Origin of the sequence: Nocardioides sp. PD653-B2 (assembly GCF_002117935.1) — a bacterium.
In the GTDB taxonomy this organism is placed as follows: domain Bacteria; phylum Actinomycetota; class Actinomycetes; order Propionibacteriales; family Nocardioidaceae; genus Nocardioides.
Genome location: NZ_BDJE01000016.1, coordinates 76,866 through 100,331 on the forward strand (window position 1 = coordinate 76,866; position 23,466 = coordinate 100,331).

General features: G+C 68.5%; 32 protein-coding genes. 15 read left to right on the forward strand and 17 right to left on the reverse strand.

What is annotated here, in order from left to right; genetic code table 11:
* Nucleotides 1-25: 25 nt before the first annotated feature.
* The 5 genes from PD653B2_RS07440 to PD653B2_RS07460 all read right to left on the reverse strand — a co-directional run bounded on the left by PD653B2_RS07440 (nucleotide 26) and on the right by PD653B2_RS07460 (nucleotide 2,565).
* A complete protein-coding gene (locus PD653B2_RS07440) occupies nucleotides 26-523 on the reverse strand; it encodes an SRPBCC family protein (RefSeq protein WP_085871701.1) in 498 nt (165 codons plus the stop codon).
* Nucleotides 513-875, reverse strand: coding sequence for an ArsR/SmtB family transcription factor (locus PD653B2_RS07445; protein ID WP_242665175.1), 363 nt, complete (start codon nucleotides 873-875; stop codon nucleotides 513-515). Before PD653B2_RS07445 ends, PD653B2_RS07440 begins: the two co-directional genes overlap by 11 nt.
* 106 nt (nucleotides 876-981) lie before the next feature.
* The gene (locus PD653B2_RS07450; protein ID WP_085871702.1) at nucleotides 982-1,365 is read right to left on the reverse strand and encodes a hypothetical protein; all 384 of its coding nucleotides are present in this window, start codon (nucleotides 1,363-1,365) and stop codon (nucleotides 982-984) included.
* Nucleotides 1,365-1,754, reverse strand: coding sequence for a VOC family protein (locus tag PD653B2_RS07455; protein WP_085871703.1), 390 nt, complete (start codon nucleotides 1,752-1,754; stop codon nucleotides 1,365-1,367). Before PD653B2_RS07455 ends, PD653B2_RS07450 begins: the two co-directional genes overlap by 1 nt.
* Nucleotides 1,755-1,776: 22 nt before the next feature.
* Nucleotides 1,777-2,565, reverse strand: coding sequence for a helix-turn-helix transcriptional regulator (locus PD653B2_RS07460; RefSeq protein WP_165763377.1), 789 nt, complete (start codon nucleotides 2,563-2,565; stop codon nucleotides 1,777-1,779).
* 145 nt (nucleotides 2,566-2,710) lie between these two features.
* Between PD653B2_RS07460 and PD653B2_RS07465 the strand changes: the two genes are divergently transcribed.
* From PD653B2_RS07465 to PD653B2_RS07480, 4 genes are read left to right on the forward strand one after another with little or no spacing between them, the layout of a single operon-like run.
* Nucleotides 2,711-3,217: a TlpA family protein disulfide reductase gene (locus tag PD653B2_RS07465; protein ID WP_085871705.1), complete on the forward strand. Its 507-nt coding sequence runs from the start codon at nucleotides 2,711-2,713 to the stop codon at nucleotides 3,215-3,217.
* Nucleotides 3,218-3,222: 5 nt separating this feature from the next.
* On the forward strand, nucleotides 3,223-4,128 hold the full coding sequence (locus tag PD653B2_RS07470) for a cytochrome c biogenesis CcdA family protein (protein WP_242665176.1): 906 nt from the start codon (nucleotides 3,223-3,225) through the stop codon (nucleotides 4,126-4,128).
* Nucleotides 4,125-4,457: a DUF427 domain-containing protein gene (locus PD653B2_RS07475; protein WP_085871706.1), complete on the forward strand. Its 333-nt coding sequence runs from the start codon at nucleotides 4,125-4,127 to the stop codon at nucleotides 4,455-4,457. The genes PD653B2_RS07470 and PD653B2_RS07475 overlap by 4 nt, the downstream gene beginning before the upstream one ends.
* A complete protein-coding gene (locus PD653B2_RS07480) occupies nucleotides 4,454-5,200 on the forward strand; it encodes a glutaredoxin domain-containing protein (RefSeq protein WP_085871707.1) in 747 nt (248 codons plus the stop codon). The genes PD653B2_RS07475 and PD653B2_RS07480 overlap by 4 nt, the downstream gene beginning before the upstream one ends.
* 30 nt (nucleotides 5,201-5,230) lie before the next feature.
* On the opposite strand, the gene PD653B2_RS07485 is transcribed toward PD653B2_RS07480, so the two are convergent.
* Nucleotides 5,231-5,770 carry a redoxin domain-containing protein gene (locus tag PD653B2_RS07485; RefSeq protein ID WP_085871708.1) on the reverse strand — a complete coding sequence of 180 codons (540 nt, stop codon included), beginning with the start codon at nucleotides 5,768-5,770 and terminating at the stop codon, nucleotides 5,231-5,233.
* 68 nt (nucleotides 5,771-5,838) lie between these two features.
* Entirely contained in the window at nucleotides 5,839-6,243 is a 405-nt protein-coding gene (locus tag PD653B2_RS07490) for a hypothetical protein (RefSeq protein WP_085871709.1), read from the reverse strand.
* A gap of 82 nt (nucleotides 6,244-6,325) precedes the next feature.
* Between PD653B2_RS07490 and egtB the strand changes: the two genes are divergently transcribed.
* The 4 genes from egtB to lspA are packed head-to-tail and all read left to right on the forward strand — an operon-like array spanning nucleotide 6,326 to nucleotide 9,618.
* On the forward strand, nucleotides 6,326-7,621 hold the full coding sequence (egtB, locus tag PD653B2_RS07495; protein WP_085871710.1) for an ergothioneine biosynthesis protein EgtB: 1,296 nt from the start codon (nucleotides 6,326-6,328) through the stop codon (nucleotides 7,619-7,621).
* The gene (egtD, locus tag PD653B2_RS07500; protein ID WP_207559419.1) at nucleotides 7,618-8,598 is read left to right on the forward strand and encodes an L-histidine N(alpha)-methyltransferase; all 981 of its coding nucleotides are present in this window, start codon (nucleotides 7,618-7,620) and stop codon (nucleotides 8,596-8,598) included. The genes egtB and egtD overlap by 4 nt, the downstream gene beginning before the upstream one ends.
* A 10-nt stretch (nucleotides 8,599-8,608) precedes the next feature.
* On the forward strand, nucleotides 8,609-9,118 hold the full coding sequence (locus PD653B2_RS07505; protein WP_165763378.1) for a glutaredoxin family protein: 510 nt from the start codon (nucleotides 8,609-8,611) through the stop codon (nucleotides 9,116-9,118).
* Nucleotides 9,115-9,618, forward strand: coding sequence for a signal peptidase II (lspA, locus tag PD653B2_RS07510; protein ID WP_278247487.1), 504 nt, complete (start codon nucleotides 9,115-9,117; stop codon nucleotides 9,616-9,618). Before PD653B2_RS07505 ends, lspA begins: the two co-directional genes overlap by 4 nt.
* A 7-nt stretch (nucleotides 9,619-9,625) precedes the next feature.
* On the opposite strand, the gene PD653B2_RS07515 is transcribed toward lspA, so the two are convergent.
* The 6 genes from PD653B2_RS07515 to PD653B2_RS07540 form a co-directional block, all read right to left on the reverse strand.
* Nucleotides 9,626-10,153, reverse strand: a complete 528-nt coding sequence (locus PD653B2_RS07515; protein WP_133059016.1) for a hypothetical protein — start codon at nucleotides 10,151-10,153, stop codon at nucleotides 9,626-9,628.
* A complete protein-coding gene (locus tag PD653B2_RS07520; RefSeq protein ID WP_085871714.1) occupies nucleotides 10,150-11,367 on the reverse strand; it encodes a bifunctional alpha/beta hydrolase/OsmC family protein in 1,218 nt (405 codons plus the stop codon). Before PD653B2_RS07520 ends, PD653B2_RS07515 begins: the two co-directional genes overlap by 4 nt.
* Nucleotides 11,364-11,678, reverse strand: coding sequence for a hypothetical protein (locus PD653B2_RS07525; protein WP_085871715.1), 315 nt, complete (start codon nucleotides 11,676-11,678; stop codon nucleotides 11,364-11,366). Before PD653B2_RS07525 ends, PD653B2_RS07520 begins: the two co-directional genes overlap by 4 nt.
* A 4-nt stretch (nucleotides 11,679-11,682) precedes the next feature.
* Nucleotides 11,683-12,036 (reverse strand): DUF427 domain-containing protein, encoded by a 354-nt coding sequence (locus PD653B2_RS07530; RefSeq protein WP_085871820.1) that lies wholly within the window; start codon nucleotides 12,034-12,036, stop codon nucleotides 11,683-11,685.
* A 162-nt stretch (nucleotides 12,037-12,198) separates the two neighbouring features.
* Nucleotides 12,199-13,041 carry a patatin-like phospholipase family protein gene (locus tag PD653B2_RS07535; protein WP_085871716.1) on the reverse strand — a complete coding sequence of 281 codons (843 nt, stop codon included), beginning with the start codon at nucleotides 13,039-13,041 and terminating at the stop codon, nucleotides 12,199-12,201.
* A 3-nt stretch (nucleotides 13,042-13,044) separates the two neighbouring features.
* Entirely contained in the window at nucleotides 13,045-14,415 is a 1,371-nt protein-coding gene (locus PD653B2_RS07540) for a dihydrolipoyl dehydrogenase family protein (protein WP_085871717.1), read from the reverse strand.
* Nucleotides 14,416-14,533: 118 nt separating this feature from the next.
* On the opposite strand from PD653B2_RS07540, the gene PD653B2_RS07545 reads away from it, so the two are divergent.
* Nucleotides 14,534-15,235 carry a Crp/Fnr family transcriptional regulator gene (locus PD653B2_RS07545; protein WP_085871718.1) on the forward strand — a complete coding sequence of 234 codons (702 nt, stop codon included), beginning with the start codon at nucleotides 14,534-14,536 and terminating at the stop codon, nucleotides 15,233-15,235.
* 23 nt (nucleotides 15,236-15,258) lie between these two features.
* On the opposite strand, the gene PD653B2_RS07550 is transcribed toward PD653B2_RS07545, so the two are convergent.
* Entirely contained in the window at nucleotides 15,259-16,275 is a 1,017-nt protein-coding gene (locus tag PD653B2_RS07550; protein WP_085871719.1) for an NAD(P)H-hydrate epimerase, read from the reverse strand.
* An 84-nt stretch (nucleotides 16,276-16,359) separates the two neighbouring features.
* Between PD653B2_RS07550 and PD653B2_RS07555 the strand changes: the two genes are divergently transcribed.
* From PD653B2_RS07555 to PD653B2_RS07580, 6 genes are all read left to right on the forward strand, one after another.
* Entirely contained in the window at nucleotides 16,360-17,922 is a 1,563-nt protein-coding gene (locus tag PD653B2_RS07555) for a radical SAM protein (protein WP_085871720.1), read from the forward strand.
* Nucleotides 17,919-18,722, forward strand: coding sequence for a class I SAM-dependent methyltransferase (locus PD653B2_RS07560; RefSeq protein ID WP_085871721.1), 804 nt, complete (start codon nucleotides 17,919-17,921; stop codon nucleotides 18,720-18,722). The genes PD653B2_RS07555 and PD653B2_RS07560 overlap by 4 nt, the downstream gene beginning before the upstream one ends.
* Nucleotides 18,713-19,273, forward strand: a complete 561-nt coding sequence (locus tag PD653B2_RS07565; protein WP_085871722.1) for an SRPBCC family protein — start codon at nucleotides 18,713-18,715, stop codon at nucleotides 19,271-19,273. Before PD653B2_RS07560 ends, PD653B2_RS07565 begins: the two co-directional genes overlap by 10 nt.
* Before the next feature lie 223 nt (nucleotides 19,274-19,496).
* Entirely contained in the window at nucleotides 19,497-19,985 is a 489-nt protein-coding gene (locus PD653B2_RS07570) for a hypothetical protein (protein WP_133059017.1), read from the forward strand.
* Between the two features lie 105 nt (nucleotides 19,986-20,090).
* The gene (locus PD653B2_RS07575) at nucleotides 20,091-20,678 is read left to right on the forward strand and encodes a hypothetical protein (RefSeq protein ID WP_085871724.1); all 588 of its coding nucleotides are present in this window, start codon (nucleotides 20,091-20,093) and stop codon (nucleotides 20,676-20,678) included.
* 187 nt (nucleotides 20,679-20,865) lie between these two features.
* The gene (locus tag PD653B2_RS07580) at nucleotides 20,866-21,573 is read left to right on the forward strand and encodes a Crp/Fnr family transcriptional regulator (RefSeq protein WP_242665178.1); all 708 of its coding nucleotides are present in this window, start codon (nucleotides 20,866-20,868) and stop codon (nucleotides 21,571-21,573) included.
* A gap of 17 nt (nucleotides 21,574-21,590) precedes the next feature.
* Here PD653B2_RS07580 and PD653B2_RS07585 read toward each other — a convergent pair whose 3' ends face one another.
* The 3 genes from PD653B2_RS07585 to PD653B2_RS07595 form a co-directional block, all read right to left on the reverse strand.
* Complete coding sequence (locus tag PD653B2_RS07585; protein WP_085871726.1) at nucleotides 21,591-22,523, reverse strand: tyrosine-type recombinase/integrase; 933 nt, start codon at nucleotides 22,521-22,523, stop codon at nucleotides 21,591-21,593.
* A 219-nt stretch (nucleotides 22,524-22,742) separates the two neighbouring features.
* Nucleotides 22,743-23,024 carry a hypothetical protein gene (locus tag PD653B2_RS07590; RefSeq protein ID WP_133059018.1) on the reverse strand — a complete coding sequence of 94 codons (282 nt, stop codon included), beginning with the start codon at nucleotides 23,022-23,024 and terminating at the stop codon, nucleotides 22,743-22,745.
* Nucleotides 23,021-23,326: a hypothetical protein gene (locus PD653B2_RS07595; protein WP_207559420.1), complete on the reverse strand. Its 306-nt coding sequence runs from the start codon at nucleotides 23,324-23,326 to the stop codon at nucleotides 23,021-23,023. Before PD653B2_RS07595 ends, PD653B2_RS07590 begins: the two co-directional genes overlap by 4 nt.
* Between the last annotated feature and the right edge of the window lie 140 nt (nucleotides 23,327-23,466).

Sequence of the window (23,466 nt, forward strand, 5' to 3'; positions counted from 1 at the left end):
AGTGCCGACAGCCAGTCATCCTCGCCTATGCCTCGTCTCCTCCTGCCACGAGTGCTTCGAGCTTGTCGAGTGCCATCGCCCATCCGACGGCGCCGGGCGAGCCGGCGGGAATGCCGACGTGAGTCAGGACCAGTCTGGTCGAGCCCTCGATGTTCTTGAGTTCGACACGGACTTCCGTTGTCGTTGGATGACCCTCCGGCATTCCGGTCAGCTCGGGCGACAGCGTGTTGCCGTTCTCGTCCGCCATGAAGTCGGTGTAGACGAGCCGCTGATTCTCCACGACCTCGCGGTACTCGCCGGCGAACCACATCTGCATCGCGCCGTTGGGTGTCATGACCTCCATGTGGAGCAGCCGCCGGCCCCCGACGCGCACGTCCATGGTGATGACCCGGACCGACGCCCCGCTCGGGCCGTACCACGCGGCGAAGTGTTCCGGCTCGGTCCACAACCGCCAGATCGATTCGGGTGGCGCTGGGAACACCCGCTCAATCACCACGGAGTCGCTGGTGTCGTCATCGGTCATGGTCGGTGCCCGTCTCTGTGTGTTGGAGTTGCTGGAGGTAGGTGTCCATCCGATCGAATCGGTCCTCCCAGATGGGCCGGTACTGCTCGGCCCATCTGGAGACCTCGTGCAGCGGCGCGGCGTCCAGGGTGCAGGGCCGGTACTGCGCTCGCTGGCCCCGAACAATCAGTCCAGCCCGTTCGAGCACCTTGAGGTGCTTGGAGATCGCTGGCAGCGACAACTGGAATGGCTTCGCCAGTTCGTTGACGCTTGCCTCGCCGGCCACGAGCCGCGCGAGGATGGCCCTGCGCGTCGAGTTCGCCAGTGCTGCAAACGTCTCGTCTAGGCGATCATCCGCCAGTGCTACCGCCACACCATCCATCGTATTTTTCCTATCGGTTAATTAATCAAGTAGCAAACTACGACGGATTGGGGACGAGGTCAAGGCGGCCCGCACGGGCGCCGAGCAGCGCGTGCTGCTAGGAGGAGAGCCCCTGCCGCGCGAAGTCGGCGGCCTCGGCGAGCAGCGATTGCCACAGTTCGCGGTCCGCCGCAGTGATCGCTACCCATTCACGAAAGACCTTGCCAGCTGGGGCGAACGGGTCTCCGACACCGTTCTCAATGAGTTCGGTGACTCGTTGGCGAGGCAGCTTCACGACGAGGCACCGGGTCTTGTCGTCGTAGGAGGCTAGGAACTTGCCAGCCAGCCGCACACAGGGGTAGCCCATCATCGTGGCTCGGCCGATGGCCGGGTCGTAGAGCAGGTCGTCGGTGAGCTCCTCGTACAGCTCGCGGGCTGCAGCGTCGGGACCGTCCCCGTCGGAGGGCTCCGACGGGGACGGGCGCTGCGGCTTGGTCGCCATCAGGCCGCCGGCGGGGTAAAGACGCCGAATTGGTTGCCCGAGGGGTCTCGCAGGTAGGCGAAGGTCGGTGCGCCCGGGCCGGGGTCGAGGTGCTTGCTCAGCACCGTGCCGCCGAGCTGCTCGGCGTCGGCGCAGGTGGCTTCGACGTCGGCGACGAGGATGTAGAACACCGCGTGGTCGGGCACTTGCCCGCCGGTTCCGAAGATGCCGCCCATTGGCGCATCCGCTCCGGAGGCCGTGATGTTGCGGTAGTCCATGCCGCCGGACGCAGCGGGCCCGTCGGCATCGAAGGTCCAGTCGAAGAGGCTGCCGTAGAACTTGGTGGCACCGTCCGGATCACTGGTCGCGACTTCGAACCAGGCGAGGCTGCCGGGAGTTGGGTTGGTCATGGGGTCTCCTTCTGCTTGCAGATCACCCGCCGAGGCGACGGGTCGCACCCAGCGTCTCGACCACTCGCGACAGCCCTATGTCGGAGTTTGAGGAAGAAATATCGAAGTTGAGGGACTTCTCCGGCAGCTTGGTCTCGTGGCCGTCGACTACCGTCTCCGGGGCGACGCGTTGCGGCCGTGGCGGTGACGGTGTCCGCTCGGCTTCGGTGATGCGATCCATGCGGAAGACCCGGTCGTCGTGTCTGAGGTGGCAGAACGCGGTGAGGTAGGAGCCGTTGGGTCCGACCACGACGTGCTGCGGTTCGATCTCGCGCTCGGTCTCGAGGCCACCGACGTCGACGTAGCGGACGCGCAGGACGTGGTTGTCGCGCACCGCCGACCAGATGGTCTCGGCGATCTCGGCATCGGGATCGGGCACGGGTTGGACCAGAAGCCGGACCTTCTCGGCCGCGCCGCGCGCTTCCTCAAGTGCCCTCTCGGGCATCGCCGCAACGATCTTCTGCATGGCGCTGCGGGCGTCGCGAGTGAAGAGAACGTGCTCGTTGCGGCTCAGCGCCACGGCGATCGCCGCCGCCTCGCGTGGGGTGAAGTTGAGCGGAGGCAGGCTCATCGAGCGGTCGAGGGTGTATCCCCCGGTCCGGCCCTGCTTCGTAGCGAGCGGAACGCCGGCCTGTCCAAGAGCACTGAGGTCGCGTTCGATGGTGCGCACGCTGACCTCGAAGTGCTCGGCCAGTCGCGCCGCCGTGCGGCCGCGGGGTCCCGCCGCCCGAAGCTCTTCGACCAGCGCGTAGAGGCGGTCGATGCGGTTCATGGCCTGAGCGTAAACCTGGGGACGGACAGTTCTAAGGCGCCGGGAGCGCTGGGCCCGCGTGAGCACCATGCGCCTACGGCCCCAAAGTGGGCTTACGTAAGCGCGCTCACAGAGATCGTGTCGGGTCCGCCCGATCATCACAGGTATGCGATGGATCATCAGTGCCGTGGTCATTGGGTTGCTCACGCTCGCTGGCTGCGGCACCACAACCGCGAACTCCCCGGCCGCTGGTGGTGCTCCGATCGGGACCGGGAAGGTCGCCGACTACGACTTCTCCGGCACCACGCTCTCCGGTGCCGCCTTCAACGGAAGCACTCTGAAGGGCAAACCGACCGTTCTCTGGTTCTGGGCACCGTGGTGCCCGACCTGCCTGGGCCAAAGTCCGAATGTTGCGGAACTGGGCAAGAAGTACGCCGGCAAGGTCAACATCGTCGCGGTGAGTGGCCTGGCCACCAAGGAGATGATCGACGACATCGCGCCGGCCATTCACAACGTGACCCACCTGGTCGACACGAAGGGGACGATCTGGAACCACTTCCACGTCGAGGCCCAGAGCACGTTCACCGTGATCTCGGCTGACGGAGAGATTGTGTCCGAGGGCTACCTGGAAGACGCTCAGCTGGACGCCTTGGTCGCACGGCTGGCCGGCTGACCGCGATGGATGCCGGTTCGATCGGGCTCGCGCTCGGCGCGGGCATGCTGGCGGCAGTGAACCCGTGTGGCTTCGCTCTGCTGCCGGCGTACCTGTCGCTGTTCGTGCTGGACCACCAGCAGCTCCCCCGCCAGGTCGCCGTGGTCCGCGCGGTCCGCGCCACCATCGCGCTGACGACCGGGTTCGCGGCGGTGTTCCTGGTGTTCGGTCTGGCGGTGGCGCCGGTCGCTGCGTCGGTCCAGGCTTATCTGCCGGCGTTCACCGTTGTGCTCGGGATCGTGGTCGCAGTTGCTGGGCTGTGGGTGGCCCTGGGGTGGCGGCTGCCCACGCTCAGGGTTGGCGGGCGCCGCAGCGGAGGCGGGAAGCCGCCGACCGCAAGCTGGACTTCCATGTCCGGCTTCGGGGCGAGCTATGCGGTCGCTTCCTTGGGGTGCACGATCGCGCCCTTTCTCGCCGTGGTGGTGGCATCGTTCCGGTCCGGCTCTACCGCCGAGGGGCTGGTTCTGTTCCTTGTCTACGCCGCAGGGATGGGCCTGGTGGTCGGAGCGGCGGCGGTCGCCACGGCCTTGGCCCGCGGCGGGCTGATCACCCGGATGCGCTCACTCGGCGGAGCCCTTCCTCGAATCGGCGGCCTGGTCCTGCTGCTCGCCGGCGCCTACGTGGCCTGGTACGGCGTCTGGGAGCTGCGGGTACTCCACGCGGGCGCAGGCACCGATCCGCTGGTCAGCGCAGCGGAGTCCATCCAGCGATGGCTTGCCGACCGGGTTCAGCGGTTCGGCGCCGTGGGCTTCGCCGTCGCGCTGGGCGGACTGGCGCTGTTTGCCTACCGGCGTCCGCGCCGCCACACATCCATCACCCCACCAACCAAACCCTTCACACGGGACCCCCAGCGAGTCGAGGAGAAGTCATGAGAATGCAGGCCGTCTTCAACAACACGGTCGTCGCCGACAGTGCCGACACCGTGGTCGTCGAGGGCAACCACTACTTCCCGCCCGACTCGCTGCGGCCGGAGTACCTGCGGCCCAGCCGGACCCGGACTCTGTGCCCGTGGAAGGGCCTGGCCTCCTACTACGACGTCGAGGTCAGCGGCGTGACGAGCCCGAACGCAGCCTGGCACTATCCCCGGCCGTCGCCCCTGGCGCGCCGGATCAAGGGGCGCGTCGCGTTCTGGAAGGGTGTCGAGGTCCGAGCAGTCCCGGCCGACACCGCGGAGACCCTGCCCGAGGGCCCCAGGCGATGACGTCCGAGATCGAGAAGCTCGATGTGACGGTGTACTGGCGTCCGGGGTGCGGCTTCTGCCAGATCCTGCGCCGCGAGCTTGACCGGGCCGGGCTCGAGCGCACCGAGGTGAATATCTGGGAGGACCCGGAGGGTGCCGAGCTGGTCCGCTCCGTGGCCTGGGGCAACGAGACTGTGCCGACCGTCGTGATCGGCGACAAGGCGCTCGTCAACCCTTCAGCCCGAGAGGTCCTCGCGTTGGCGGGTGCCCCGGCTGGGATCGGGACTGCACCCGCAGGCACCGGGCGAAGGCTGACGGCAATCGCTGACTCAGGCTGGAGCCTCGCCGCGGGCGTGGGGTGGCTGATTCTTGCCCTGACCCATCCGACGACCACCTACCACCTCGCCCCGCTGCTGACGGCCGTTGCCTGGCCGCTGACCGTGGCGCGGAGACCCGCCTCGCGCGGGAGCCGGGACGGTCTCCGGGCCGTGACCGGAGGTGCACTGCTCGCCGGGCTGGTCCTGGGCGTGCTGGCCCTCGCCGGCGCCCTGGATGGACCCGCATTGATCGGCTCGACTGCCGCGCGGGAGTCGTTGATCGTGATCGCCGTGGGGACCTTGATCGGCTCTGCCGTGGTCAGACCCCGGGGTGGGTCGAGCCCCAGCCGGGGCTCGGAGACCAGGACTCTCGAGTCGGTGCCCGGCAGCGGCGGCGGCTGCACGGACGAAGCGTGCGACCTACCCGCGCCCGACCTCACGTCCTGAGCGCATCCCGTCGGGCTGGCTGAGTGCGGCTCAGCGCAGGGCTGCCGCTGCCGCGATCACCTGCTCAACGGGCGGGTAGTCACCGATCCGCTTCCCGATGTGCTGCCAGCGGATTGAGCCGGCCTCGTCGAGGATCACGACGCCTGGGCTTCGCACGGTGTCGCGCGTGATGCTCTGCGGTCGGTAGCCGCGGCGCAACGAGCCGACGTAGGCCACGGCGCCGCGCGGGTTGAGCATCCGGACGCCGAGCGGTGCGGCGGCGCCCACTGCCTCGCGGAACTCGTGCTCCGGGTCGAGCAGGAGCGGCATCGAGACGCCCTTCTCGTCCCGCAGCCACTGTGCCTGGTAATCGGCTGACCCACCGACCGAGGCGACGCCGATACCGGCCTCGGCGAGCCCGGCGCCCTGAGCGTCAAGCTCGACGCACCACTCCTGGCACGGCAGGCAGCCGAAGTATCGCACCAACTGGATCACGGTGAACCGGTTCCCGGCGAGCAGATCGCCAAGCCGAACGAGTCGACCCTCAGGGTCGGTCAGGGTCAGGTCGGTGGGCACGAGGGTGGCGGTCATGGGCTTCCTTCGGAGGTAGGTGTCGAGGGTGATGAACAGATCGGGCAGGACAGGGTGGTCGGGGCAGCTCAGGCGAACGTGCCCAGCCAGGTCGTCAGGCCGTAGAGCAGTGCGTAGGTGAGGACGGCGATCCCGAAGCTCATCGTCAGCTTCGGCCACACCCGGCGCGCTCCGGCAAGGGTGCACTGATTGCGGCGCTTGAGCGACCAGGCAACCAGGCCACCCAAGACGAGCAGACCGGCGAGCCGGAAGAACCAGGCGTACCCGTCGTAGAGGGTGTTGGCCCACGCGTACGCAGTTCCGGCACCCACCACACCGACCATGGCCAGGACGGTCGGTCCGACGCAGCACAGGATGCCGGTCAGACCAGCCAGCACACCGATGCGCACCGACGGCAGGGGTGAGGCCGATTCCCGTGACGAGTCGAGGTCGTCGCGCTCACCCGACGGGGAGGGGCTGGTGGAAGTGCTCATGGGCGAAGTCTCGTCCGGATCGCGGCACGGTTATGTAAGCGCGAACACGTACAGGGCTCTTGGCCGCGGTGAGGCTGGTCTCATGCCGACGACTTCTGATGCACCCGACGCGGACCACGCGGACCTGTTGCGACGCTACGACGAGGTGCGGAACCAGACGGAGGCCCTGGCGGCGCCCTTGTCCGCAGAGGACCAGACCGTGCAATCGATGCCGGACGTCTCCCCGACGAAGTGGCATCGCGCGCATGTCACGTGGTTCTTCGAGACCTTCGTGCTGGCCGACCACGAGCGCGAATTCGTTCCGTACGCCGACCAGTACTGGTTCCTGTTCAACAGCTACTACGAGGCTGTCGGACCGCGGTTCCACCGGCCACAACGCGGCGTGATCAGCCGGCCGGGGGCGCACGAAGTCGCCGAGTATCGAGCCAACGTCGATGCTCGCATGCGCGACCTCCTGGAGGCGCTCGATGAAGGAACCTTGGCGAAGATCCGCCCCACGATCGAGCTCGGGTTCCACCATGAGCAGCAGCACCAGGAGCTGCTGCTCATGGACATCAAGCACGTGCTGTCGCTCAACCCGTTGCGCCCGGCTTACGCCGGTCGCCCCGCGGCCTCCGCGACACCGGACCGGCTCGGCTGGGTGGACTTCGCCGGCGGTCTGGTGGAGATCGGGCACGGGAGCGTCGGGTTCAGCTTCGACAACGAGCTTCCGCGCCATCAGCAGTGGCTCGAACCGTTCCGGCTGGCAGACCGGCTGGTCACCAACGGCGAGTGGCTGGAGTTCATGCTGGACAGCGGCTATTCGCGGCACGAGCTGTGGCTCTCCGACGGCTGGGCGCGAGTGCACGCCGAGGGGTGGCGGGCGCCGCTGTACTGGGTCGAACACGACGGCCGCTGGTTCGAGCACACCCTGAGCGGGACGTGGCCGCTGAACCTCGGTCTGCCGGTCACCCATGTCAGCCACTACGAGGCGGATGCCTTCGCCCGGTGGTCGGACCGGCGCCTTCCCACCGAGGCAGAGTGGGAGCACGCCGCCCACTCCACTTCCCTCACCGGAACAACTCAGGGCAACATCGCGTACTCCGAAACCTTCCACCCGCGCCAAGCTCCAGCCGCGGACGGGAGTGTCCGTCAGCTGTTCGGTGACTGCTGGGAATGGACGGGATCGGCCTACCTGCCCTACCCGGGCTTCCGGCCAGCACCTGGCGCGGTCGGTGAGTACAACGGCAAGTTCATGTCGAACCAGATGGTGCTGCGCGGGGGTTGTGCCCTCACCCCTGCCGGTCACCTTCGGCCAAGCTACCGCAACTTCTTCCCGCCGGGAGCCCGCTGGATGCAGTCCGGGGTGCGACTTGCCGACGGCGGTGCGCACCGATGACAGCACCTGAGCTGACCGGCAGCCCTGGTTTGTCAGTACTCCTGGATCCCGCGGACCTGCGGGCACAACTCAGCGACGACGTCCGCAAGGGCTTGACCGCACCGGAGAAGTGGCTGCCGCCGAAGTACTTCTACGACGACCTCGGCAGCGAGCTGTTCGAGGAGATCACCCGGGTGACCGAGTACTACCCGACGCGCGCCGAACGGACCCTGCTCCACCTTCATGCCACCGAGATCGCCGCATTGTCGGGTGCGAGCGTGTTGTTGGAACTCGGCTCCGGGTCGAGTGCGAAGACACGGATCCTTCTCGACGCTCTCTCCGGCGCCGGACGACTGAGCGGCTACGTTGCGGTGGACGTCAGCCAGGGCGCCCTCGCTGGTGCGGTGGCGATGCTTGCGGCCGAGCATCCGGGCCTGCCGGTGGAGGCCGTGGTCGCGGACTTCGAACGAGACCTATGCGCCCTTCCTGTTCCGGGGAGCCGACTGGTCGCGTTCCTGGGAGGCACGATCGGCAACTTTGCACCCAGACAACGTGAGGGCTTCCTCTCCTCGTTGTCCGCGGCCCTGTGGCCGGGCGAATCCCTGCTCGTGGGGCTCGATCTGGTCAAGGATCCCCTGCGACTGGTCGCGGCCTACGACGACGCAGCCGGGGTGACCGCGCGGTTCAACAAGAACGTCCTCAGGGTGCTGAACCGTGAGCTCGGCGCGGACTTCGACATCGCTGCGTTCACGCACGTCGCGCGGTGGGATCCGTACCAGGAATGGATCGAGATGCGGTTGCAGGCAGACCGAGCGATGACGGTTGACATCGCGGATCTGGGTCTGGAGATCTCCTTCCGGCGAGGCGAGGAGATCCGGACCGAGATCTCGGCGAAGTTCAGGCGCGCGGGCATCGAGCGCGAGCTCGCGGCGGCTGGGCTGAGTCCTCAGGGCTGGTGGAGCGATGGTGATTACGCGCTGGTCCTGGCCAAAGCCTGATCCGGCGACCATGCCGGGGCCCGCTGAGGACGTCGACGCCAGAAGACCGCAAGCTTCCGGGGTTGAGGTGTTGTGGCGGCCTGGCTGCCCGAATAGTCGGAGGCTGCGCTCGATGCTGTGGGCCCACGATGTCGAGGCGACCTGGCGCAACGTGCTCGCCGACCACCAGGCAGCGCAGGCCGCAGCGGCGGCCAGCACTGGCGACGATTTCGTGCCCGTGGTGACGGTTGACCAGTCGGTGCTCTCGAACCCGTCGTGGGCAGAGCTTGCGGGACACATCGGCCGCGAGGAAGACGAACCAGTTCGCCCGGCGCCGCCGCGGACGTACGCCTCAGCCGGCGCGTGCGGTCCCCCTCCACCGAGTCATACCCTCAAGGTTGACGCACTCCGTGGGGGCGTGGTCCTCGTCATCGCCGTCTCGGCCTACCAGTCCGGTCATCACGGACGCCCGCTGCTGGCACTACTTCTCGGGGTCCTGAGCTTCCTGACGTGGGCGCTGAGCCGACCGGATCCGTTGTGAGCAGTCGAAGCGTTTGGCCCTGGGCCGTGGCCATCGGGGTCGCGGCTCTCGATCTGCTCTGCAAGCAATGGGCGCTCCAGGCGCTGGCACCGCTGGCAGCCCAGGACACCGCGACCGTCCGGCTCGGTTTAGTGCGCAATCCCGGGGTTGCTCTGAGCCTCGGTGCCGCCCATCCCATGATGGCCGGTGCCAGCGCCGCCATCGTGGTCGGCGCAGTGGCTTGGTGGCTCGCCCGGTCGAACGGTTGGCTCTTGCAGGCGGGACTCGCGGCGATGCTCGGGGGCGGTGTCGGCAACCTCGCCGACCGGGTCCACCACGGGGCGGTGACCGACTGGATCCATGTCGCCGGCTACCCGGCCACCTTCAACCTTGCCGATGTCGCGATCCGGCTCGGTGCTCTGACGGTCCTCCTGGCCCTGTGGCTCGGCGTTCGTCAGCGATCTCGGGCGGCCGCGCCCACCGGGGAGCGGCCGGCTATCGGCGCAGCGCCCCACCCATGATCGACCCTCACGAGGTCATCGTGGCCAGGATCGTTGCCACGGTCTCGACGACCGCTACCGGCGGGAGGTCACCGTCTCGCTGGCCCTTGTGGCGCCAGCACACGTTGCCGCGGCCGTCGAGGACGGCGACGACGGGCAAACCTGACCCACCGGTGCCCATCGAGGCGGCCAGGGCGCCGGACGGATCGGTCAGTACGGTCAGCGAACGAGGACCAGTCGCCCCCAGACGGCCCGGGCCCGCCGACCTACGATCGTGGACAGCGACGACCGAGATGCCCCGGTCGTTCAAGCGGGCGGCTGCGTGCTCGAGTCGGATCGACCAGCGGCGAGTGCGCCGACCGTCGAGACCGGCGAAGACGAGCACGGTGAGGTGGCCCGACAACAGTTCGCCCACCGTCACCGAGTCCTGAGTCTCGGTCAGAGTGCCGGCCTGGGGGCCGATCGGGGTCACCAGCCGCAAGTCGAGGGGGACCTGGAGCCGTAGTCCGAACTCTCCCCCGGTGCCGCGCCCGAGGCGACGCAATGCGGACCTCATGGAGCGGTCACCGCGGTGCTGATCGCCAGCGCTCCGGTGAGGGTGCGGTGCACCGGGCATCGGTCGGCGATCTGGGTCAGCCGGGCGCGCTGCTCCTCATCGAGTGCGCCGACGAGCCGAATCTCGCGGTCGATGTGCTCCATGGCGCACGGTCGGCCGTTCGGGTCGGAGCAGTCCTCCGAATGGCTGCGCCGGTGGCTCAACCGTACCGACACGTGCTCGAGGGGATATCCCTTGCGGTCGGCGTACATCCGGATGGTCATGGAGGTGCAGGCCCCGAGCGCCGAGAGCAGCAGGTCGTAAGGGGTCGGTCCGGTGTCGTCGCCCACTCCCTGAGGCTCGTCGGCGGCCCAGACGTGTCGCCCGGCCTGGATGCTCTGGGTGAGCCGGCCCTGGCCGGACTCCTCGACCAGGACGGTGCCCCCGGGTGCGGGCGGAGCGGTCGGGAGGTCGGGGAGGTAGCGCGCTGCCCAGGCGGCGAGGACGTCGGCGGCGTACTCGGCGTCGGCGCGACAGGTCAGGAGGTGGTCGGCGCCGTCGAGGGTGACGAAGCTCTTGGGGTGGCGGGCGGCATCGAAGATACGGCGGGCGTTGTCGATGCCGACCTGTTCGTCGGTGGGTGAGTGCAGCACCAGCAGCGCCCGGTCCAGGTTCTTCAGGATCACGTCGAGATGGTGGGCGTCGGCGTCCTGGAGCAGTTGGGCCCCCACCGTGAAGGTGCGCCCAGCGAGAGTGACCTCGGCGCGGCCGTTCTGGCGCAGCCGGTCCTGGGCCTCCTCTGGGAACAGGTGCCGGATGTGGCCCGGATCGAAGGGGGCACCGATGGTGGCGACTGCGGTCACGCTGGGCAGCTGGGTGGCCGCGGCGAGTACCGCCGCGCCGCCGAGGCTGTGGCCGATCAACAACCGCGGGGGTTCATGGGTCGAGCCGAGCGCCGCGGCGGCCGCGACCAGGTCCTCGACGTTGGAGGTGAAGCTGGTGTTGGCGAAGTCGCCGTCGCTGGAACCCAGGCCGGTGAAGTCGAAGCGGAGGACACCGAATCCCTTCTCGACCAGCCGTCGGCTGATCCGCGAGGCCGCTACAACATCCTTGGAGCAGGTGAAGCAGTGGGCGAAGAGCGCGTAGGAACGGGGCCGATCCTCGGGAAGGTCCAGGCGACCGTCCAGCTGGTCGCCGCAGGAGCCGCGGAAGGTGAACCGCTCGGTCCTGCTCACCTCCGCAGCACCTCTTCGAGCTGGCGGACCGACGGGGCTCCCTCCAGGCCTCGTTCGGTGGCATAGAGCCGGCAGGCCACGGTGGTGCCGTCCGCGACGGGGAACGGGTCCGTCCCGTCGACGAGGATCGTCGGCGATCCGTGAAAGCCCGCGACCGCGGCGTCGTTGCTCGACAGGACCTGGACCTGGGGGACCTCGATGATGACGCTGGCGCCCAGGTTGCGGGCAGCGTGGTTGACACGGTCCAGCGCAAGGTCACGGTTGGGACAATCGTCGAGCACCATGATGGTGATGTCGCGGCTGATGGACATGGCGTCACCGCCCTCGGGCGAACAGCCGGCGCAGGGCGCCGCCGGAGATCTGCTCGCCGGTAGTTGCGGGGTCGGTGTTGGTGACGCGGACGCCACCCCAGAAGGCGAGGTGACTCTTGATGTCGCGGGCGGCTGGCTTGGGGCTCTGGTATTGCCAGGCCGCTGCACGGTTGGTCTTGCCGTCGACGGTGATGTCGTAGTAGCTGGCCACACCCTTCCAGGGGCAGGTGGTCTGCCGGCTGCTGGGAGACAGCCGGTCCCAGTCGATCGAGTCGGGCGGGAAGTAGTGGTTGCCTTCGACGATCACGGTGTCGTCGCTCTGGGCGATCACGGTGCCGTTCCAGATGGCGTAGGTCATGGCTGGGTTCTCCTTCGTGTCGGTGCGAAGCCTGAGTCGGATGCGCGTGGTGTTCATCTCTGGAACGTCGAGGACGGTCGACTCCGACCCGGACTGTCTTCCTGCTGACACATTCATCGGGAACTGCTGCGGGTTGGTGGGCCGCGGTTCGTCGGTGGCGGCTCAGGTGCGGTGGTGCGGATGCTCGCCGAAGAGCGGGACGTTGGAGCCGGCCGCCGGCCCGGAGAGCCAGGCGCGGGTGTGCTCGTAGGAGCGGTTGATCAGGTCGTCGGCTTGGCTGAAGTCGGTTGGGGCGATGGCGATCGGACACAGGGGCGGGACTACGCGCAGGTCAACCCTGCCGGCGTAGCGCTCGACGTCGAGGCTGAGGCGCTGGTGGATCACCAGGTTTGCCGCGAGCAGGGCCAGGCCGAGCGCCGAGTGTGGCGGCTGCTCCAGTGCGCAGGAGTAGCCGGTAGCAAGCACCCAGACGATGTCCGCGCCGAGGTCGACGGCGTGGGAGATGGGGGTGTTGTTGACGACCCCGCCATCGATGTGGGCACGTCCGTCGATGATGACTGGTGGCAGCACCCCGGGGATGGCGGCGGAGGCGAGGATCGCCTCGGTGGCTGCGCCGTGCGAGAGCACCACACCCGAGCCGGTGAGCACGTCGGTGGCCACGACGTGGAACGGGATCCGTGCGTCCTGGAGGTTCTCGAAGCGCAGGTGGTCGGCTAGGAGTCGGCGGAGTCCGCTGTTGGCGACGAGATGGTTGCTGCGGCCGGCGAAGCCGAGCAGCCCGCGCAGCGGGTGGGCGGGGAATACATCGGAACGCCGCAGCGTCCGCCATACCGTCGCCAACTCCTCCAGCGGAGCGTCGGCCGCAACCCAGGCGCCATTGAGCGCACCCACGGAGGCGCCGATGACCAGGTCCGGTCGTTCCCCGGCCTCTCGCAGCGCCGTCAGCATGCCGACCTGGGCTGCTCCCAGGTTGGCTCCTCCGGAGAGCACGAACGCGGTAGTCATCGCTCAGTCGCCGGTCGGGTGGAGATTGCGGAGGGCGTCTTCGATGCCGCGGTGGAACGTGGGGTAGGCGTAGATCATCGAGCGCAGCTGCACGACCGGAACGCGTGCGTGAACCGCCACAGCCAGCGCACCGAGCACCTCACCACCGTGGGGGCCCACGGAGGTGGCGCCGACCAGGATCCCCCGGTCGGCGTCCTCGACGAGCTTGATGATCCCCTCGTTGCCGACCTTGTGCATCCAGCCTCGGGCAGACGACGGCACCTGGCTGAAGCCGATCCTGACCGCGAGACCGGCGGCCCGGGCCTGTTCTTCGGTCAGGCCGACGGACCCGACCTCGGGGTCGGAGAAGGTGACCCGCGGAACCGCGTGGTAGCTGGCGGCAGGCCCGTCCTGGCCGAGGATGTCGCGCACGACGATGTCGGCCTGGTACATCGCGACGTGGGTGAACGCGCCGCGGCCGGTGAGGTCACCGACGGCCCACAGCCCGGCGGCGGCCCGAAGGCGGTCGTCGGCCTCGAGCGCGGGAGTGTCGGCGGCCAGGTCGTAGGCCTCCAAGCCGAGATCGCCGAGTGCCGCACGCCGCCCCGTGGCCACCAGGACACGGTCGGCGACCACCACGTCGCGGTCGCCGAGAGCCACGGTGAACGAGGTTCCGTCGTGGTCCACCCGCGCGACGGAGGTGCCGGTCCGCACGTCGATTCCTTCAGCACCCAACACCTCGGTCAGCAGCCGCCCGGCCTCCGGCTCCTCGCCCGGTAGCAGCCGGTCGGCGGCCTCGACCAGCGTCACCGTGGTGCCGAAACGGGAGAAGACCTGGGCGAACTCCACGCCGATCGCGCCACCGCCGATCACCACCAGTGAGGTCGGCGGTTGCTCAGCCTGGACCGCGCCGCGGTTGGTCCAGTACGGCAGTTCGGCGAGGCCGGGGATCGGCGGGACCGACGGCACGGTCCCGGTGGCCACGACGATGCCGCGGCGGACGGTGAAGACCTGGTCGCCGACGGTGACCTCGCCACGGCCGGTGATCTTCGCGCGACCGCGCACGAAGGTTCCGCCCTTGCCGACGAAGCGGTCGACAGCGACCTGGTCGTCCCAGGTGTCGGTCGCCTCGGCCCGGATCCGGGTGGCGACCAGACTCCAGTCGGGCTCGATGCTGGCCGGCCCGGCGATCGTCTCGGCGCGGCGAACGTCGGCAACCATACCGGCTGCGCGCACCATCATCTTGGTCGGGACGCACCCCCAGTAGGGGCATTCGCCGCCGACAAGCCCGGCCTCCACGCCCACCACGCTCAGGCCTGCCGCAGCGAGGCGGCCGGCCACCTCCTCGCCACCGACACCCAGTCCGATGACCACCACGTCGACCTGCTCGGCCATGTCCCTGCTCCTTCTCCTGATGTCGCCCAAGTCAGGCGCTGCGCGTCGTACCCGGGTTTGGGTGGGGCGTGCTCGACCAAACCTCCGCGGCTGGCCGGTGCGTCCGTAGAGTGTCAGCGTGGTGACACAGTTCCTGCCCGGGCGAGGGCCTGATCCCGCCGCGGTGCGCGGCGCCGCCTGGGTGGCCCGCTGCGTCGGCCGGGGCGAGACGGTCCCGCTGGGACCCGAGGACGTGGCCGCGCTGGCCGGGTCGCTGCAAACCCGGTCTCTGCAGCCAGGTCAGGTGTTGTTCGCGGCGGGTACCGGACCGGCCGGGGTCTGGCTCGTGAGGTCGGGCCAGGTGGAACTCGCGGTCGGGTCCGGTCGCCGACGGGCAGTGCTGGCCATGCTCGGCGAGGGCGATGTCGATGGCGACATCCCGCTGCTTTTGCGGATGCCTCCGCCCTACACCGCACGCGCTGTGGATCGGGTCGAGTGCCTCTTTCTGTCTCCCGAGGAGTTCGACCGGCTGATCACCTCTCGCGGACAGCTCGCCCGGCGCTGGCTGACCAGTGTCGCGGCCCGCCTGGCCTCCAGCCAAGGCCGCCTGGTCGGACTCCTCGGTGGCACCTTGACCGCCCAGACAGCACGCCTGCTGCTCGACGAGGCCGATCGGGACGGACGTATCGCGTTGTCGCAAGCCACCATCGCGGCGATGCTGGGGGCGCGCCGACCCAGCGTGAACAAGGTGCTCGGTGAGCTCGCGAACGCGGGACTCATCGAGGTGTCCTACCGCAGCATCCGGCTGCTGGATACCAAGGGTCTTGGCGCGCTCGCCTGACCGCGGCAACCGTGAGCCGCTGTTCACCCGCGTACCCGGGTACGGGAGAGCACACCCATGCTCGAGACGACGTACGGGATGAGGTAGTTCGCCACCACCCGGACCCCGGTGGCGGGGTCAAGCTGGCCGGCGAGAATGGGGTCTCCCAGGTTGACCGCGGTCAGCACGGTGCCCACGACCAGAGCGATCCGGGTGGCGGTGGCGAAGGTCGCGCCGGTCGCGATCAGTCGCCCCGCCTGCCACCAGCTGCGCCACGCAAGTTCGGTCGTCTCTAGGTCGACCCTCTCCGGCGCGGCGTCGTCCTCCGTGGGCTCGTCCGGGGCTCGGAGCCGCCGCAGTCCGCCGCTGGGAAACAGCACAGGGACCTCGAGGCCGAGCTCGGCGTAGAGCCGGTTGGGGACGGAGATGTCGGCCAGGTAGAGCTCACCGGTTTCGGGCGCCGCGAGCAGCCCCTGCTTGGGGAGGGCGAGGGTCATCGTGGCGGCGGCGTGGACCGTGCAAGGCCCGGCGATGCCGGAGTCCATGTCCAGGCCCGACGGTCCGTCGAGAGACAGCGTCGGGACGGCAAGGCTGTTCGCCCACGCAGCCAGCTCCGCGACCCGGCCCCGGAGAGGACCGGTGAGTCCGTAGCCGACGAGGGCGTCGATCACCAGGTCACTGGATCCCGGCTCCTCGGTCTGGGTGGCACCGCACGCGGTTGCGGCCCGCACCTGGGCCTCGAGCAGCGGCCCCGGTCTGAGGGTCCCGGCTACGACGACCTCGACCCGTACGCCGTGGTTGGCCAGATGGCGGGCCGCGACCAGACCACCGCCGGCGTTGTTGCCGGATCCGGCCAGGACGGTCACCGAGCCGGGCGTGAAGCGTGCCTGGGCGAGCTCGGCCAGACTCCGTCCGGCGTTCTCCATCATCTGTGCCAGGCCGATGCCGTAGGTGCTGATCATCAGCTCGTCGACCCGCCGCATCTGCGCGACGCTGATTGCAGGCACCCGGTCGGCAGGCAGCCACCGGGAGGGGTCGCTCGCTCCGGGTCCGGTTGTCATAGCCCAAGACTGCTGGCGAGAAGGTCGGCGAACTGTAAGCGCGCACACCGAACGCCCCAGGGGTGCCGCCCTAGCGTGAAGTCCATGACGATCTCCGAGACCGACCAGCAGCCACGCGAACGCGACGAAGTGTTCCTCGAGCTCACCCGGTCGATCTGCCCTGTCTGCAAGCGCACCATCGACGCCGAGGTCAATGCGCGGGAGAACCAGGTGTTCTTGCGCAAACGCTGCCCCGAGCACGGCGAGTTCGAGGCCCGGGTTTACGGCGATGCCGAGATGTACGTCGACATCCAACGGTTCAACAAGCCGGGCACCCGACCGCTGCAGACCCAGACCGTGGTCAAGGACGGCTGCCCCTCGGACTGCGGGCTGTGCCCCGAGCACAAGCAGCACGCCTGCCTGGGCATCATCGAGGTCAACACCGGCTGCAACCTGGACTGCCCGATCTGCTTCGCCGACTCCGGCAGCCCGCGTGCCAACGGCCCCGATGGCTACTCCATCACCCTCGAGCAGTGCGCGACCATGCTGGACGCATTCGTCGCGGCCGAGGGGGAACCCGAGGTGGTGATGTTCTCCGGCGGAGAGCCGACCATCCATCCCGACATCCTGGCGATGATCGACCTGGCTCAGGAGCGTCCGATCAACGCGGTGAACCTCAACACCAACGGCATCCGGCTGGCCTCCGACAAGAGCTTCGTGGCCGAGCTGGGTCGACGCAACAGGCCCGGGCGCCGGGTCAATATCTACCTGCAGTTCGACGGCCTCGAAGCCGCCACTCACACAGCGATCCGTGGACGTGACCTGCGCGGGATCAAGCAGAAGGCATTGGACAACTGCGCCGAGGCCGGCCTGACAGTCACGCTGGTCGCCGCCATCGAGAAAGACGTCAACGAGCACGAGATCGGGCCCATCATCAGACACGGGCTAGGACATCCCGCCGTCCGCTCTGTGGCCTTCCAGCCGGTCACCCACTCCGGGCGCCATGTCGAGTTCGATCCGCTGACCCGGCTGACCAACTCCGACGTCCTGCATTCGATCGCTGACCAGCTGCCGCAGTGGTTCACCCTCAGTGACTTCTTCCCGGTGCCGTGCTGCGCCCCGACCTGCCGATCGATCACGTACCTGATCACCCAAGGCCATCCCGACGATCCGGACTTCGGGCTGGTCCCGGTCCCACGGCTGTTGCAGGTCGAGGACTACCTCGACTATGTCTCCAACCGCGTGATCCCCGACTACGCCATCCGCGAAGCGTTGGAGAAGTTGTGGAGCGCTTCAGCGTTCGTCGGAACCGAGACCAATGACGAACGGCTCACCCAGGTCGCCGAGGCGTTGGACTGCGCCGATGCCTGCGGGGTCAACCTCCCCGAGGCGCTGGCCGGAATCACCGACAACGCCTTCATGATCGTGGTCCAGGATTTTCAGGATCCCTACACGCTCAACGTCCGCCAGTTGATGAAGTGCTGCGTGGAGGAGATCACCCCCGACGGCCGACTGATCCCGTTCTGCGCCTACAACTCCGTGGGCTACCGCGAGGAGATCCGCGCGAAGATGAGAAGTGTCGAGGTGGCTCCTGTGGTCCCCAACGCCTTGCCGCTGCAACCCCAACTGGCGGCCACCCCCTACGGCAGCAAGCGAGTATCCCCATGAGCGCTGGACTGGACGCCGCGGCGGTGAAGGCGTGCTGTGCCGCCGGCTACTCCTCCGACCTGGTCTCGCTGCTACTCGGCGACAGCTACCACCCCGGCGGCCTCACGCTGACCCGACAACTTTTCGACCGGGTCGGCCTGAGGGCTGGACAGCGACTGGTCGACGTTGCTTCCGGGCGCGGGACGAGCACTTTGCTTGCCGCCCAGGAGTACGGCGCTCGTGTCGAGGGTGTCGACCTCTCGGCGGGCAACGTCGCACTGGCTTCCGGGGCCGCCGCTGCCGCCGGTCTCGCGGACCGGGCCGAGTTCCACCTGGGTGACGCGGAAGATGTTCCGCTCCCCGACGGGTGCGCGGACGTGGTGATCTGTGAGTGCGCGTTGTGCACCTTCCCCGACAAGCGCACCGCTCTGGCGGAGATGGCCAGGTTGGTGGTGCCCGGCGGCCGGGTCGGGATCACCGACGTCGCTGCGGACCGCGATCGGCTCCCCGATGAGCTGACTGGACTCACCGCCTGGATCGCCTGCGTGGCCGATGCCCGACCGTTGGCCGAGTACGCCGACCTGGCCGCTGAAGCCGGCTTTCGAGTGCTGACCACCGAACGTCACACCAACGCGCTGAGCCGGATGATCGACCAGATCGAGGCCAGGCTCGAGCTCTTCCGGATGACCGCCAAACCGCGCCTGGAAGCACTCGGCATCGACTTCGCGAAAGCTGGCCCGGTGCTCGAAGCCGCCCGCCGGGCCGTCGATGACGGCACCCTCGACTACGTCCTGATGGTGGCGGAGAAGCCATGCGAGTGATCCACTTCCTCACCGGAGCAGGCCTCCTCGTCGGGGCCGGTGCCGCCGGTTACGTCGGCCTGGTCACCGGTCGCCTCAGTCTCGACCTCGACGTCGGGCGACGCACTCGCCCCCTGGGACCCCTGGTCGTCGACATCGCCGCACCCCGCGACATCGTCTACGCAGCGGCGACCGCGCCGTACGCCGAGCGTCGGCCGCGCGCGATGGCCGAGAAGGTGCAGATTCTCGAACGGGGCGAGGGAATGGTCTTGGCCGCCCACCGCACTCCGGTCGGCGGAGGGATGGTCGCAGTCACGGTCGAGACGGTCACTTTCACCCCGCCCGAACGCATTGGTTTCCGGCTGGTGCGGGGACCGGTCCCCTACGTGGCGGAGACCTTCGAGCTCGAGGAGACACCGAGCGGGACCCGACTGACCTACACCGGTGAGCTCGGCACCGACCTCGGGCCGCTCGGCCAACGGTGGGGGGACCTGGTTGCACGTAGCTGGACCGCCACCGTGGAACGGTCCCTGGAGACGATTCGCGTCGAGAGCGAACGGCGCTCCCGCTAGCAACTCCGACGCGGCCGCCCATCGCGATATCCGTGCTTGCTCTGTAAGCGCCCCCACAGTCACCCCGTGATCCCCGAACTAGCGTCGCGACGTGCCACCGCAACCACTGCCGCCCGCCGGGCGTGCCCGGCTCCTCCAAATCGCAGTCGGCACCGGCGTCGTCTTCGGGCTCCTCGCGCAGGTGGCCGGTCCCTCGATCGCCGAGCACCTCCAAGGCACCCCGGTGACTTTCGAGGGCTGGATCGTTGCGGGCTGGATCGTCGGCGGCCCGGCCTACATGGTGGCCATGCTCCTGTGGATCGACGGCGGACGGCTGTCACTCCGACGTCGGCGACAAGTCGTCATCGTGGTGGGGGTGGCTATCGGTCTCAGCATGTTCATCCTTCCCGCCGCGGTTCCAGGCCCGGGAGCGGCGTTCGGCACCGGGGGCATCGTCGGCGAACCCCTGACGCAGGGTTGGCTGTGGGGTGTCGCCACGACGCTGGTGATGGCTCTCTACGGCTCGGCCGTCATGGTCGTCCTGGGTCGGGCCCCGTCGAGCGCAACGACACCGCGGCATCGAGAACTGACCGCTCGCTACATCGAGGTCGCCTGGGTGGTCGTCCTGAGCCTGACGCTGGTTGCGGCGCTCTCCGGAGCCACCAGCGGCGTGCTCAGGGAGTACCTGAACAGCGCACCCGACGCATCGGTTGAGATTCCGGTCGCTGTGTAAGCGCGCTCACCGACCGCATCCGCGCATCGCGGAAGCATTCACGGTGTCAACACGAGATCGATCTAGGAGATCGACCTCGACCGCCACAAGTTCAAGGAGACCCTCATGACCCGCACGACCACGCAAAGCAGTCTTGGTCGGGCCGTCCTCATCGGAGCCGTCGCCGGGGTGATCGCCTCTCTGGTGATGGCGATGTACGCGATGATGGCCGCCTACGCCAAGGACACGGGCTTCTTCACCCCGCTGTACCACATCGCCTCGCTCGTCACGAACGACGCCGACATGATGAAGTCGATGAAGGCCGACCAGATGAACGGTGACGCGTTCACGTTCCTGTTCGGTCCTGCCATCCTGGGCGCGATGATCCACATGATGACCGGCGCGATGTACGGCGCCGTGTTCGGGGTCATCGCCTCAAAGCTGCGCCTCGGCCTCGCTGCCCTCGCGGGCGTCGGGATGGTCTACGGCTTCGGCGTCTTCGTGATGAGCGCCTACATCGGCCTGCCGCTGGCGGCGTCGATCTTCAACAGTGGCGACCCGATCAAGAACATGGCCGAGATGGCCGGCTGGGGAACCTTCATCATCGAGCACTTGATGTACGGCGTCGCGCTCGGAGCCCTCGTGGCAGTCGGGCTCGCCCGGTCGAGGACCGCAACGGTGACCGCCAAGGCAGCCGCGACCGTCCGGCACTGATCCCCACCCCGCGCGGGTCGGGCGGCCACCCCCAGCTGCCCGACCCGCCCACTACCGCCATCTGGACCCGGATTTCGAGAAGGCTGAGACGATGGGACCCGAACCGCACACCTGCCTGACCATCGCTAACCCCGAGGACCTGGCCGGGGGCGCCCGCCCCTGGTCACCGGGCCGCAGAGAGGAAGACGTGGACATCGAACGCGCGGCCCGCACCGGCCCGGACAAGCTCTGGTGCATGTCCGAGGTCGACATCTTCTGCGACCTCGACTCCGCCGAGATGGACGCGATGGCCCAGGCCGCGCCCATGAAGACCTACGCCTCCGGGGAGCTCGTCTACACCCCGCACCAGCCGCTGGAAACGCTCTTCATCCTCAAGAAGGGCCGGATCCGGATCTTCCGGGTCTCCCCCGACGGCCGTGCCTTGACCACCGCGATCATCGAACCCGGCACTATCTTCGGTGAAATGGTCATCCTCGGCCAGCAGATGCACGACAGCTTCGCCGAGGCCCTCGACGATGTCGTCGTCTGCGTGATGACCAAGAACGACGTACGTCGCCTCCTCCTCGGCGACCCCAGGATCTCGGCCCGGATCTCCGAGACGCTGGGCCGTCGCATCGGTGAGCTGGAGCAGAAGTTCTCCGACGCCGTGTTCAAGTCCGTTCCCGAGCGCATCGCCGGCGCTCTGGTCACCCTCGCAGCAGCTTCCTCCGGGCGTCCGATCGGTCGGGGTGTCCAGGTCAAGCTCACCCACGAGCAGCTCGCGGCCCTGGCCGCCACCTCGCGGGAGACCACCACCAAGATCCTCGGCGAACTTGCCGACCGGGGGCTCATCACCCTGGGTCGGGGTCGGATAACGGTCCTGGATCAGGAGCGACTGCTGCAGCTCGCCGGGTGAAACACCACGGGCCGCGGTCAGAGGTTTCCTAGGTCAAGCCTGCGCGCTTCGGCGGCGGCTCGTTCCGAAGCGCGTGCGCGGGTGTAGCGGACGAGCATGTCGGTGCGGGTCCAGCCGGCGATGGCCATGAGTCCGGATTCGGAGCCGCCTGCGGCGAGCCAGCGGTGGGCGGCGGTGTGGCGGAGGCGGTGCGGGCGGAAGCCCTCGACTCCGGCACGGGCGGCTCGGCGTCTCAGGCCGCGGCTGAGGCCTTCGCGACCGAACTGCTTGCCGCGGTTCCCCAGCCACAGGTCGGCCGAGGCTGCGAGTGGGTGACGCTCGCGTTCGCCGAGGTAGCGCAAGAGAGCTTCGGTGGTGGCCGGGCCGATCGGGATGACCCGGCCGCGGCCCCCTTTGCCGCGGCGGATGGTGATGAGCCGGCTGATGAGGTCGACGTCGTCGAGGTGGAGGTCGGCGACCTCGCCGGAGCGGATGGCGGTCTCGAACATCAGTCGGATGATCGCCTCGTCGCGTCGGTGGTGCAGCGTCTGCCCCGGGGGTGTTGCGCCGTCCCCAGGTTCGGGGACGGCGCAGGTGCGGATGAGGGCGCGAAGTTCGTCGTCGGTGAACGGTTCGACCAGGGGTGTTTGGACACGGGGTGCCTTCACGCCGGGGAACGGGTCGGACGGGATGTCGCCGCCGGCGGTGAGCCAGGTGGCGAAGCGGCGCACGGCTTGTTGCCGGATGCGGGCGGTGCCAGGCGCATTGCCACCATCGAGCATGCCCGCGACCCATGTGTTCAGGGCGGCACGGCTCATCGGGAGCTGATCGGTCTCGGCGCACCAGCGCAGGTAGCGGGTGGCACAGTCGGCGTAGACGGTGACGGTGCCGGGTGCCTTGTTCTCGGCGCGGAGCGCGAGCTTCCAGGAGTCGAGGTGGTCGAGGGCGGCGGTGACGGTCAGGTCGGTCATGGCCGCACTGCACAGCCAGTCCTCGTCGGGGCTCACCGCCGGGATGGCGGCGGGGAAGGTGATGCATGAACTGGGCAGTCCCGGTTGTCCGGGAAACCCGTCACAAAATGGACCCTGCTCGAATCCCGGCGCGACTCCGCGGAGCGCACTGCGGGCGGCGAGTTCACCATCGGCGCCGTTGCCTTGATTGCCAGTCGATCCAGTCCCGCTCCTCCTGGCTCAAATCCGATGGAGGAAGCGATCCTCGTTGCTTGAAGTGCACATCACGGCACGGGCCCCGCTCGTCGTCATGCCGTCGGCGACCAACTGCTTGAAGGCATCAAGGGAGGCGCGGGTGACTCGGTAGTGCACCTGACCCGGCGCGTAGAACCGCCGGTCCAGGCACCAGCAGATCTCGTTGGCCTTCCAGACCGGCACCTCCAACTCCTGGGCGACGCGCTTCGCGGAGACCAACAGCTTGGGCGGATCGGGCGGCTCCCAATGATTGGCCTGCACCCTCACCACCAGCCCTTCTTGGATTCCCGGGGCATGGAGTTCACCCACGCGAGCAGCGAGCCATACACGATGCGGTAGTTCTTGCCGCCCTCACCGATGAAGACCCGGTCCAGGTCGCCGAAGGACACCGCTTGGCGGATGGCGTGCTCGGGCAGGCTGAGCATCCAGGCCGCTTCCTTCACCGTGATCAGGACCTTCTCGTCGCACGAGTCCGGTCGTTCAGCCGTGAACAAAGGATCGCCGGCAGGGCGTCCACCCCGCCGCTTGCCCGCCGGCGAGTCGACCGTGAGGTCCACCTCGGGCACCACCGCGGCCTTCTTGGCGGGCGAGTGTCGCTCCGCGGCGCGGCTTCCACAGCATGCCGTCGTACTCGATAGCACCTGCGGGGATGACGGTGGTCCGTGCGCCCATCCCTGCACTATGCCCCTCGACAACAGAGTGGCAAGTG

Coding starts and splice junctions, on each gene's coding strand:
- PD653B2_RS07460 (WP_165763377.1), bottom strand. CDS start 2,565: ATGAACCGCATCGACCGCCTCTACGCGCTGGTCGAAGAGCTTCGGGCG.
- PD653B2_RS07540 (WP_085871717.1), bottom strand. CDS start 14,415: ATGGCCGAGCAGGTCGACGTGGTGGTCATCGGACTGGGTGTCGGTGGC.
- PD653B2_RS07455 (WP_085871703.1), bottom strand. CDS start 1,754: ATGACCAACCCAACTCCCGGCAGCCTCGCCTGGTTCGAAGTCGCGACC.
- PD653B2_RS07555 (WP_085871720.1), top strand. CDS start 16,360: ATGACGATCTCCGAGACCGACCAGCAGCCACGCGAACGCGACGAAGTG.
- PD653B2_RS07560 (WP_085871721.1), top strand. CDS start 17,919: ATGAGCGCTGGACTGGACGCCGCGGCGGTGAAGGCGTGCTGTGCCGCC.
- egtD (WP_207559419.1), top strand. CDS start 7,618: ATGACAGCACCTGAGCTGACCGGCAGCCCTGGTTTGTCAGTACTCCTG.
- PD653B2_RS07525 (WP_085871715.1), bottom strand. CDS start 11,678: ATGTCCATCAGCCGCGACATCACCATCATGGTGCTCGACGATTGTCCC.
- PD653B2_RS07480 (WP_085871707.1), top strand. CDS start 4,454: ATGACGTCCGAGATCGAGAAGCTCGATGTGACGGTGTACTGGCGTCCG.
- PD653B2_RS07530 (WP_085871820.1), bottom strand. CDS start 12,036: ATGACCTACGCCATCTGGAACGGCACCGTGATCGCCCAGAGCGACGAC.
- PD653B2_RS07485 (WP_085871708.1), bottom strand. CDS start 5,770: ATGACCGCCACCCTCGTGCCCACCGACCTGACCCTGACCGACCCTGAG.
- PD653B2_RS07450 (WP_085871702.1), bottom strand. CDS start 1,365: ATGGCGACCAAGCCGCAGCGCCCGTCCCCGTCGGAGCCCTCCGACGGG.
- PD653B2_RS07440 (WP_085871701.1), bottom strand. CDS start 523: ATGACCGATGACGACACCAGCGACTCCGTGGTGATTGAGCGGGTGTTC.
- PD653B2_RS07585 (WP_085871726.1), bottom strand. CDS start 22,523: ATGACCGACCTGACCGTCACCGCCGCCCTCGACCACCTCGACTCCTGG.
- PD653B2_RS07550 (WP_085871719.1), bottom strand. CDS start 16,275: ATGACAACCGGACCCGGAGCGAGCGACCCCTCCCGGTGGCTGCCTGCC.
- PD653B2_RS07505 (WP_165763378.1), top strand. CDS start 8,609: ATGCCGGGGCCCGCTGAGGACGTCGACGCCAGAAGACCGCAAGCTTCC.
- PD653B2_RS07470 (WP_242665176.1), top strand. CDS start 3,223: ATGGATGCCGGTTCGATCGGGCTCGCGCTCGGCGCGGGCATGCTGGCG.
- PD653B2_RS07535 (WP_085871716.1), bottom strand. CDS start 13,041: ATGACTACCGCGTTCGTGCTCTCCGGAGGAGCCAACCTGGGAGCAGCC.
- PD653B2_RS07465 (WP_085871705.1), top strand. CDS start 2,711: ATGCGATGGATCATCAGTGCCGTGGTCATTGGGTTGCTCACGCTCGCT.
- PD653B2_RS07475 (WP_085871706.1), top strand. CDS start 4,125: ATGAGAATGCAGGCCGTCTTCAACAACACGGTCGTCGCCGACAGTGCC.
- PD653B2_RS07490 (WP_085871709.1), bottom strand. CDS start 6,243: ATGAGCACTTCCACCAGCCCCTCCCCGTCGGGTGAGCGCGACGACCTC.
- PD653B2_RS07575 (WP_085871724.1), top strand. CDS start 20,091: ATGACCCGCACGACCACGCAAAGCAGTCTTGGTCGGGCCGTCCTCATC.
- egtB (WP_085871710.1), top strand. CDS start 6,326: ATGCCGACGACTTCTGATGCACCCGACGCGGACCACGCGGACCTGTTG.
- PD653B2_RS07515 (WP_133059016.1), bottom strand. CDS start 10,153: ATGAGGTCCGCATTGCGTCGCCTCGGGCGCGGCACCGGGGGAGAGTTC.
- PD653B2_RS07565 (WP_085871722.1), top strand. CDS start 18,713: ATGCGAGTGATCCACTTCCTCACCGGAGCAGGCCTCCTCGTCGGGGCC.